3 protein-coding genes and 1 pseudogene are annotated in these 3,329 nt (G+C 38.7%); all 4 read right to left on the bottom strand.

Going from position 1 to position 3,329, the window contains the following annotated elements; all coding sequences use genetic code 11:
* The coding region (locus tag CXF78_RS17755) for an N-acetylneuraminate synthase family protein (RefSeq protein ID WP_102037505.1) at positions 1-749 on the bottom strand (749 nt) is incomplete at its 3' end.
* Positions 750-756: 7 nt separating this feature from the next.
* Positions 757-1,926, bottom strand: coding sequence for a UDP-N-acetylglucosamine 2-epimerase (gene neuC, locus CXF78_RS17750; RefSeq protein ID WP_102037504.1), 1,170 nt, complete (start codon positions 1,924-1,926; stop codon positions 757-759).
* An 8-nt stretch (positions 1,927-1,934) separates the two neighbouring features.
* Positions 1,935-3,089, bottom strand: coding sequence for a LegC family aminotransferase (locus CXF78_RS17745; protein ID WP_102037503.1), 1,155 nt, complete (start codon positions 3,087-3,089; stop codon positions 1,935-1,937).
* Positions 3,090-3,097: 8 nt separating this feature from the next.
* Positions 3,098-3,329: pseudogene (locus tag CXF78_RS21545) on the bottom strand (UDP-N-acetylglucosamine 4,6-dehydratase); the annotation flags it as partial.

The raw sequence follows: 3,329 nt of genomic DNA, 5'->3' as shown, positions 1-3,329 counted from the left end.
AAGTGTTTTTCAATTACCACAGCCTGTTTAGCCACTGCAGCAATTGGAATCGCAATACCTTGACTGTGATCTGAATAACCAACAGGTAACCCGAAGCTTTGTTTGAGTGTATCCATGGCGTTCAAGTTAATTTCATCAAACGGAGCAGGATATTCAGTGGTGCAATGTAAAATGGTCACTTTATCGGATAGTACTTGCTGACCCACATCAGATAGAAATGCCAGTTCAAAGTTAGCTAATGAAGGTTGACTATCAAGTGGCGCAATATAACCAAAAGCAATAACTGCTAAGGTGTTTCTTACTTCTTCTAACGTAGCCATGCCGGTTGATAAAATAATATCTAACCCTGTGCGGGCATGCGCTAACACAAACGGACTATTGGTTAATTCACCTGATGGAATTTTTAATCGTTTAACTTTAATTTCATCAACTAGAAAATCTAAGCTTTCGGAATCAAACGCAGTGGATAAAAATTCAATATTTTTTGAAGCACAATAATCAAGCAATTGGTGGTGTGCGTCGTAGCTTAATTCTAAACGCTTCAACATAGAAAACTGCGACTCATCATTGCCTGTCGTTTCAATTTGATACTGCGCTTTACAGGCTGTAGCTGTGACCAAATTTGCCGCTTTAAAGGTTTGAAATTTTACAATGTCAGCCCCAGCGTTAACAGCCTCGTCGACTAACTGAAATGCCATTTCGAGCGAACCATTATGGTTAACCCCGGCTTCTGCAATCACTAGAGTCATAGAATTCTCACTTTACTTCTTTAAAGTTAATATTATAAAAAACTTTACTCGGATTATATTTCAAACTCTTAATCATTTTTATGATCTTTTTACTCACATCACCATCACCGTAAGGATGATAAACAACTTCACCTTCTTCCTTATAACCTCTTGCAATTGCTACGGTTATACCCTCTATAATTTCAGCGGTAATGGGGGCGACATTTATTACACTTTTTGCGGCTAAACGGCCTTTTTGTCTTGAACCGATATTGACAGTAGGAACATCATAAGCTGGTACTTCTATTATTCCACTCGACGAATTGCCTATCACCGCACTACTTTGAGAAATTAAGCTCAAATACCTTAATTGGCCTAATGAAGGTATAGCGATAACTCTAAGCGGATTCATTTGAACATATTGTTCTATTTTTTTAATTATTTCCCGTCCACCTTCGTCCGCATTAGGATATGTCAAAATAACTTGGTAAGACGGGAATTGATTAATAGCACCCAATAGAGCAGAAAAGCTTTCGATAGCATTTTTTTCACCATTGGTGGCTGCATGATATGTAACAACAAAAAATGGTTTCTTTATTTTAAAATCCAACGTTAGAGATAACTCTTCTAATGTCAGTAATGTTAATCGATTTAAATACTCCAACCCAATAGCCCCAACATTTTTAACTCTGTCGGGTGATTCACCTAATTGAATAACTCTTTGCCGAGATTCGTCAGTTGATGTTGCATGAAGATAACTCAACTTAGTAATTGCATGTCTTATTGAATCATCAAATGCCCCCTCGGTAATTTCACCTCCATGTATATGCAAAATGGGTATTTGCATAATTAAGGCTGTTTGGGCTATAGCAAGCGCTTCAAAACGATCACCCAACACAATTAGCAAATCAGGATTTAACCGTGAAAGCGCATCTGAAAAACCAATTATCCCCAACCCCATACTCTTCACGGTACCAACAGCTGAGTCGGAGGATAATAACATCTCGACTTTCTCATCAATTTGGAATCCATCAGCTTCGATTTGTTGAAAGGTATTACCAAATTCTGGAGATAAATGCGTACCAGACACTAAAAGCTGCAAATCAAGTTCAGGATCATTCTTAATATCTTTCAATAACCAGAACAGTAAACCATATTCAGCTCGCGTGCCTGTAAAAACAGCAATTTTTGAGTTCATCTTTAGGTTTATTCCTTTTGCAAAACGATAGAGCTGCTTGGTAAGTTAACCAGATGCAATGCTAAAAACTCCGAATAGCTCAAGTCGCCTCTTAATGCATTTTTAAACATTGGTAAATGATGCATTAACGTCCATACCGGACGAGTCATCACACCGTTATCATTCGTTTCAATCAGTAACCTATTTCGAGCTTCGTGGCTTTCGCATATCACCGCATTAAGCCAGTAATTAGACTTTGCATACGCTGGCTCATGGACAAACTGATACTCGGATCCCGCAAAAAATTCACTGTATTGGTTAGCCAATAATCGTTTACTTGCTAGAAAATCATCAATAACTTCCATTTGAGCACAACCCAACGCAGCGTTGAGGTTAGGCATGCGATGATTAAATCCTGCTTGATCATGGAAAAATTCGAAAGCATGTGGCATTTTTGCTGTAGTAGTGAGGTGTTTCACTTGTTTGCCTTGCGCTTCGTATTTGCATAGCACCATTCCACCACCACCTGAAGTAATAATTTTATTCCCATTAAAGCTAACCGCACCGAAATCACCAATGGTTCCAGTGTGTTTGCCTTTATAAGTGGAACCTAGGCTTTCTGCCGCATCTTCGATTAGCGTTAATTGCCATTTTAGGCAAATACTGACAAGCTCATCCAATTGAGCTGGGTGCCCAAAAGTATGCATAGGTACTACAGCTTTGATCAACTGCCCTGTTTGCTTATGCACACAACCTAATTCGGTTAATGAAGCATGCTCAGTTAAATAACGCTCTAGTGCTACCGGACACAAACCTAAACTAACATTAGATACATCAACAAAAAGTGGGCTTGCGCCAAGATGATAAATAACATTACAGGTTGCAACAAAGGTTAGCGCTTGAGTAATAACTACATCATTAACAGTCACACCGGCCATATATAAAGCTGTTTGTAATGCCGCCGTTCCATTAACCACAGCAACGGCTTTAGGTGCGCCGGTATAGTGTTCTACCTTGTTTTCGAACTCATCAACATACTTACCAACGCTCGAAACAAAAGTACTGTCAATGGTCTCTGCCACATAGAGTTTTTCATTGCCAGCAAACGTTGGTGCATGCAAAGGAATAAACAGCTCTGTTTGATAAATATCTCGAATAAACTGACAAATATTAGCTGCTTTCATCTAGTTTCCTACATTTTTCCATCTAAGTATTTGCCCGTTTCTTTATGGTCAAACTCAGGTAACATTTTATTAAACAGCGCAACAATTTGTGTTTTGCTCCAAGCTTGTTTGCGTTTCATGGCATTGATTTCATGTCCAAACATGTTCAACAGTTTTTCATCAAATTCGGCGGGATGTTTTATCACTCCGAGATCAGTAAAACGATCCATATCGAGTACATCATTGTGGGTAAAAAACTCT

The organism is Shewanella sp. 11B5, from assembly GCF_002836795.1.
GTDB classification, from domain to species: Bacteria; Pseudomonadota; Gammaproteobacteria; order Enterobacterales; family Shewanellaceae; genus Shewanella; species Shewanella frigidimarina.
This window is presented reverse-complemented; position numbering and strand designations above follow the sequence as displayed.